Annotated in this window: 7 protein-coding genes and 1 pseudogene; 1 reads left to right on the forward strand and 7 read right to left on the reverse strand. The window is 55.5% G+C overall.

All coding sequences use genetic code 11. The annotated features are described in order from the left end of the window. The 4 genes from T363_RS16870 to T363_RS16175 all read right to left on the reverse strand — a co-directional run. Positions 1-158: helix-turn-helix domain-containing protein (locus tag T363_RS16870; RefSeq protein WP_154658818.1), on the reverse strand; the 158-nt coding region annotated here is incomplete at its 3' end. A 91-nt stretch (positions 159-249) separates the two neighbouring features. After that, positions 250-1,926, reverse strand: a complete 1,677-nt coding sequence (locus T363_RS0113165) for a S41 family peptidase (RefSeq protein WP_031476566.1) — start codon at positions 1,924-1,926, stop codon at positions 250-252. A gap of 84 nt (positions 1,927-2,010) precedes the next feature. Then, a complete protein-coding gene (locus T363_RS0113170) occupies positions 2,011-2,328 on the reverse strand; it encodes an RNA polymerase sigma factor (RefSeq protein WP_031476568.1) in 318 nt (105 codons plus the stop codon). Beyond that, positions 2,306-2,542 carry a hypothetical protein gene (locus T363_RS16175; RefSeq protein WP_031476570.1) on the reverse strand — a complete coding sequence of 79 codons (237 nt, stop codon included), beginning with the start codon at positions 2,540-2,542 and terminating at the stop codon, positions 2,306-2,308. The genes T363_RS0113170 and T363_RS16175 overlap by 23 nt, the downstream gene beginning before the upstream one ends. 149 nt (positions 2,543-2,691) lie before the next feature. Between T363_RS16175 and spoIID the strand changes: the two genes are divergently transcribed. Further along, positions 2,692-3,666: a stage II sporulation protein D gene (spoIID, locus tag T363_RS0113180; RefSeq protein WP_031476572.1), complete on the forward strand. Its 975-nt coding sequence runs from the start codon at positions 2,692-2,694 to the stop codon at positions 3,664-3,666. Between the two features lie 322 nt (positions 3,667-3,988). On the opposite strand, the gene T363_RS0113185 is transcribed toward spoIID, so the two are convergent. The 3 genes and pseudogenes from T363_RS0113185 to T363_RS14765 form a co-directional block, all read right to left on the reverse strand. Further along, positions 3,989-4,447 (reverse strand): phosphate-starvation-inducible PsiE family protein, encoded by a 459-nt coding sequence (locus tag T363_RS0113185; RefSeq protein WP_031476574.1) that lies wholly within the window; start codon positions 4,445-4,447, stop codon positions 3,989-3,991. Positions 4,448-4,580: 133 nt separating this feature from the next. Further along, entirely contained in the window at positions 4,581-5,993 is a 1,413-nt protein-coding gene (locus tag T363_RS0113190; RefSeq protein ID WP_031476576.1) for a sodium-dependent transporter, read from the reverse strand. Between the two features lie 157 nt (positions 5,994-6,150). Next, positions 6,151-6,372 (reverse strand): annotated as a pseudogene (locus T363_RS14765) (tryptophanase); the annotation flags it as partial.

Consider the following 6,372-nt stretch of genomic DNA (forward strand, 5'->3'; position numbering starts at 1 on the left):
GCTTCAATACCGTTCGCTTCGTACTTGGATATCCATCTATATATCTCGTCACGATTCATTCCATAAACATCTTGTAATTGAGAATAGGCAACCTTACCCGACTTATACGCTTCTATGATTTCTATTTTCTTCTCTGGAGTGAATTTTATTTTGCCCATAAAAAATCCTCCTAAAGTAGATTTTGGTTTTTTCCATGGTCTACTTTAGGAGGATCATATCAATTTGCTCCGGGCTGAAAAAGGGGCAGGATCATGCAAGATAGGGGGCAGCGATGCGCTCGAGCGCTGCCGGGTCTGCGGCATACCACGCGGCAAAATCCTGACCGGACGCTGCAGCGGCCTGCCCCAGCTCGACCAGAAACGCCGGGATTTCGCCTTCCAGCATCGCGCCCAGCTCACGGCCCATCGCTTCCCGCCCCTGCGCCTGCTCGCCGCCGACCGGCGTATACACCCCCTCCGTCAGCGTGACCCGCTGCGCCGCACCGTCCCAGGTTACCTGAAATGCCGCCCGTGTATCGGCAAACGCCATCGCCAGATCACGCAGCTTAAAATAATTGCAGCCTGCTATGGTATAGGCAGCGGCCGATGACGAACGGCCATCTACGGTCAACCCGGCCGATGACGCGGCTGCGGTTTGGCGCAGCACCAGCTTTTCCGGGATCTGCTGCAAAACAGCCTGCACTGCTGAATCCACCCCGTTGAGATAATCGTCAAAGCGCTGCTCTGCTGCAAAGTCGGGAGGAAAGCTCTCGATCCCATAGGGGGAGGCGGCCTCATAGCTGCCTAAATCAATAAATTTATTGGAATACTGCCCTTGGATGCGTGAATGAGGCAGCGTAAATCCTGTGATCTGGCCGAAGTGATCCACACTGCCGCCCGTCGGTGCACCGACGATCGTCGCGCCAATATCCTTGAGCTGCACGGTATTGATCAGCGCGGACGAAAACGTATTCTCCCCCGCCAACGCATACACCGCACCGCCCTTTACCAGAAACTGCTGTGCCGCATACATCACGGGATACAGCACACCGTCTGAACCGCCGCCGTTATAGCGCAGATCGATCACAAATTTCTGATATGCGCCTGATTCCAGCTTTTCTGTGACCTGCGCAGCAAATGTATCCATCGGCAGGTCGGGATCCTCCCGGCAGGCATTATACTGCATATAAAGCGTGCCCTGCCCCAGATCGAGCAGCTTGTAAACCGTATTCCTATCCGGCTCGGTCGGCGGTACCGCCTTGCGCAGCTGCGCTTGGCTGACATAGCCCTGCTCGCCCAGCGCAGCATATTCCGCAGGCGACAGCACAGGATAGGACAGCTCGGTCTCCCTACCCTTGGCATCGCGCACCGTAACGGAGACTGTCTCCGCGTCCTTTTCCACCAGACCGTAGTGCTCCAAAATCTGCACAATATACATCATACTGCCGAGATCGCGGCGCAGGCGCGTTTCATTATCGTATGAGATCATCGGCGCGATCCGGTGCTGCACCTCCTCCATCGTGCAGCCGGCAATGGCAACGATTTGCTGACCGATATAGTCCCGATATTCTGCCGCTGTTCCGGCAAGCGTCCACCGGCCGTCGTACCACGCAGGCGCAAAGGGAAGCAGCTGCGGCTCCTTGAGCGTCTGCCCGATACCCAGCATGGTGTGCGAATCCCCGCCCAATGCGGTCAACTCGGACAGCGCGACTGCGAAATCAAAATCGTCCATCTGCGCCATGTTCCGCTCGATTTCCGCCTTTTTGTCCAGCACAGTCTGCTCGCTCACTTTGGTAAAAAAGTCCGGATGCTTTTCGGTCAGAATCTCCATCAGCCTATCCAGATCCTCCTGCCGTCCGCCCGCAGCATCCGCCGCGCCCGCAGCGGGCAGGCTGCCACACAGCATGGCAGCGCTCAGGCATCCGGCCAGCCAACGTTTCCACTTCATCTCCATCGTTCCTTTGTGTTGTTTCGATAATACAAATATACATCTTTCCGCATGCCTTGTCAACACCCAAATCATTTCAGCCGGTCAGGAAAATACCTTGCCCCGCAGCTCCAGATTATAAGCCAACAGTACCCGCAGACGCTTTTTCCCGCGCGTCAGATGGCGGGAAACCGCGGAAGGACTGATCCCCAGCTTGTATGCAATTTCTTTGCCGGAAAGCCCTTCCACCTCATTCATCCACAGCACCTCATACTGCCGCTCTGTCAGTTGTTCCCGCAGCGCATGGAAAAACGCTTCGCGGAACGCCGCCCGGAACGCGCGGTTATCCGCCCCCAGCTCAGCCACATACTGCTCATAGGCCGCCCGGTCGGCCTGCCATTCAAACGGCCCGTTTGTTTTCATGCTGCTGCCCTCCCCGTTCGTAATAGTGTTCCAGCACAAACGCTGTTTTGCGGCTTTCATTGATCAACACCCGCAAGCAGCCGATCCGCTGTTTCAAACGGAATTTGACCTCCTTCTGCCGCGCCCGACGCTGCGCTACCTGTAATTGTTTCATGCGCAGCTCGAGCAGCGCGGTGTTGACCCGATACTCCTTTGCCATATCACGCAGTGCCATAATATCCTCCTTCATTTTTACGAACATTTGTTCGTTTCTGTATTTTCCATAATACTACATCTTGTTTCCGCTGTCAACACGAATCTATATTTTGTGTTCTGTCAATGAATTGACCTGCATATACTGAACACCGGAAGGAGAGGATGGACATGCGCAGGCTTTTGCTGACCGGCTGCGCCCTTGTATTGGCATTATATTTGCTCCCCCTGTTTTGGCCGGGGGAACACACCGATGTTTCCGCCCCGGCAGCTTCCCTGCCAAATCCCCCCGCCGCCCCGGCGGACGGTGCGCTGCCGTCCGCCGACACAATGCTGACCGTAGAGATCGACGGCGTTTCCACCGAGCTGCCGCTGGAAACCTATGTGGAAGGGGTTGTCGCCGCCGAGATCCCGAACGATTTTCCGGACGCCGCCTTGCGGGCGCAGGCGGTCGCGGCACGCACCTATGCGGTGTATAAGCTGTCCCGCGGCCGGCCGGACGCACATCCGGATGCCGATGTGTGCGATGACTTTCATCACTGTGCTGCTTACCGTGATCCTGCAGCGCAGACCGCCGGCGGGGGCGATTATCGAAGGGTACGGCAGGCCGTGCGCGATACAGCAGGCGAGATCCTGACCTATGATCATGCACCGATCGCCGCCGTTTTTCACTGTGTCAGCGGTCCGCGCACGGAATCCGCCGCCGATGTCTGGGGCGAGGATATTCCCTACCTGCAAAGCGTGACCAGCCCGGGCGGCTCGGCATACCGCGGCTATGAGGCGGCAGTCACACTTTCCGCCGGGGAATTCCGCAACAAAGCGGCGCAGGCCTTTCCCTCATCGAACCTGTCGAACGCACCGGAGGACTGGTTCAAAGCATCACAGCGGTCTGCCGCAGGCGGGATTCTATCGGTCGAGCTGGGCGGCGTGCGGGTAAAGGGTACTGCTGTCCGCGAAGCCTTCGGCCTGCAATCTACCAACTTTACCATCCTCACCACGGAGAACAGCATCACCTTCCACACCATCGGCTACGGGCATGGTGTGGGGCTGTCGCAGTACGGCGCCAAATATCTGGCGGAACAAGGCGCCCATTACGAACAGATTCTAACGCATTATTATCCCGGTGCAGTGCTGCAAACCCTTTAATACGCCGCCTGCTACCGCAGCAGCATTTCTCTCCGCCTGAAACAGGAGATTACCCGAACCGTTTGACGCAATACAAAAGCAGCTATCCCCTTCAGCCCCCTCCGGAACAAACGAACCACCGGGCTGCGATCTTGCCAAATCCGGATGCCTGTTTTGCGCCAAATACAAAAGCTGAGGTATCCATCCTCAGCTCAGCTTGTCGAAAATTTTTATCAATGATATGCACGGCAGCACATGTAAAATAACATTTGCCGTGCAAATATATAAAAAGTCAGGCGTATGTGCCTGACTTTTTATATATTCATCGCGCAAAACGCACTGTTCACCGATCCATGGCAGAAGGCGGCACGTGTTCTCCGAACACCTCTGCGCGCACATCCGCCTCCACCTCTTTTTTGCTTCTGCGGCGGTCCAGACGGGAGATATACAGATATTTACGGATCACAAACAGCACGCCGACAGCCACTACCGTCACCATATTTTCCACCGGAGAGGTGTGTTCCACAATCATTTGACGCGCTACGGCCAGCAGCATCACATCCACCACCGAGTCGATCGTATAGCTGGTGATCATTGTGATCAGCTCGATGCCGATGATAACCAAACAGATATCGCTCAGCCGCTCCTGCAAATAATCCGGGCTTGCAAAAAGCGACTGCACATCGGTTGTAAAAACAATGCCGAAGCTTGCTACCACACAAGCGACCAAAATGATCAGGCCAAGGATCATTTCCACAGCCGTTGCCGCACTGGATATTTTATCGCGCAGTTCAGAATTCATTTTGCTCTCCTTTATCCCTTTCCGCGTTCCGCACCGTATTCTCCCCTTCAGAGGATGGAACGCCCGCCGTCTGCAACAGGCGGCGGGCAGTTCCTTGGGAAGGGGGGCAGCTTATAGGAAATTGAATCTGTTATCAGCCGATGCCGCCATACCACGCGCCCAGAATCAGCGCGAGCAGTGCCAGCGGCACGTAGATAAACTTACCAAGCGGGTAGAACCAGCTGCCGATCTGCTTTTTGCCGCCCTCGTTAACTGCATCCAGTGCATGCTCCTTCTTGTAGATCCAGAAGAACATGATACCGGCGAGCATAGCGCCCAGCGGGCAAATGTAGATCGAAACAACGTCCATCCACTGAGAGGTCCACGGCTGAATCGCGATCGAAACGATTGCGCCGATTACACCGATCGTAGCAACCGCGCCAATGCGCTTCATCTTGAACTTTTCCTGCAGGAAGGCAACCGGCGCCTCATACAGGTTGACAATGGAGGATACGCCTGCGAACAGTACGCAGATGAAGAAAATCATGCCGATGATGCGGCCGCCGGGCATCGCATTGAATACGTTGACCAGATAGACGAACATCAGGCCGGGGCCGCCCTTGACTTCGTTGATGCCGGAGCCAAGCACAACCGCCATTGCGGGGATGATAACGAACGCAGCCAGCAGAGCCGCCATCGTATCAAAAATTGCCACGTTGCGTGCAGAGGACGGGATATCCTCGCTCTTGGACAGGTACGAGCCGTAAATAACCGAACCGTTACCAGCAACAGACAGGGAGAAGAATGCCTGACCGAAAGCAAATACCCAAACCTCAGGATCGAGCAGGCCTTCCGGCTTCAGCGTAAAGATGTACTTATAGCCCTCACCAGAGCCGTCGAGCGTAAAGATATAAATACCAAGGCCGAGGAACAGGAAGAACAGCACAGGCATCATGATCTTGTTGGCCTTCTCGATGCCGCCCGCAATGCCCATCGCCATGATAATCAGCGAAACGACCAGACCAAACAGCTGCCAAACACCGTTGCCGATGCCGAAGAAGCCGTTCGAGGACATCATGCCGAGCGCCTCACCCAGCGTTTCGGCTTCCGGTGCAGTTGCGCCGAATGCGCCGCCGATGGCGCCCATGTCGGTGCCAAGACCAAACAGGCTGCCGGAGATACCCATCCAAGTATACTTAAAGATCCAGCCGAGAACGACCGTATAGCCGATTGCGAGCATCAGCGAGCCGATGATCGGAATCGCGCCAACCGCTTCACCGGGCGTTTTTTTGCCAAAGCGGTCATTGGTACACATGCCGAATGCGCCCACCGGGCCTGCGCCCGCGCGGCGGCCCAAGGCAAACTCTTCAATAACACCAGAAGCGCCGATCAGAATAACGAACAGGAAGTACGGAAGCAGGAACGTCATGCCGCCGTATTTCTGCACCATGATCGGAAAACGCCAGATATTACCCATACCAACGGCAGAGCCGATACAAGCTAAAATAAAACCCCATTTACTTTGGAACCCATCGCGGTTTTCCAGAGTATTCTTCTCATTGCTCATACTTGCACCCCTTTTCTTTTTATTGCCCCCATAGAAAAACGTCCGCGGAAAGTTTTCAATTTTCCGCGGACGCCGTTCACTTTTCACCCCTGCGCACTTTCCGCGCGGCGCAGGTTACGCAAGATTGTCGATAGTATAGTCAGTCAGAAACCTGATCTCAGATCTGGTCAGCGGACGGAGCATACGGCTCGAGGAAGGCATGGAAGTGACGCATCGGCAGCTTGTGGCCCCAAACGATGCGCATGTTCGGGATCGTTGCACGATCCTTGTACAGCTGTGCAACAGCAGCGATAACGTAATCCAGATGCTCCTTGGTCAGGCGGCTGCGGTCGATCGCGAAGCGAACAACATTTGCCAGCTCAGCCTGCTGCTCGGGAGT

The organism is Agathobaculum desmolans ATCC 43058, from assembly GCF_000701665.1.
In the GTDB taxonomy this organism is placed as follows: Bacteria; Bacillota; Clostridia; order Oscillospirales; family Butyricicoccaceae; genus Agathobaculum; species Agathobaculum desmolans.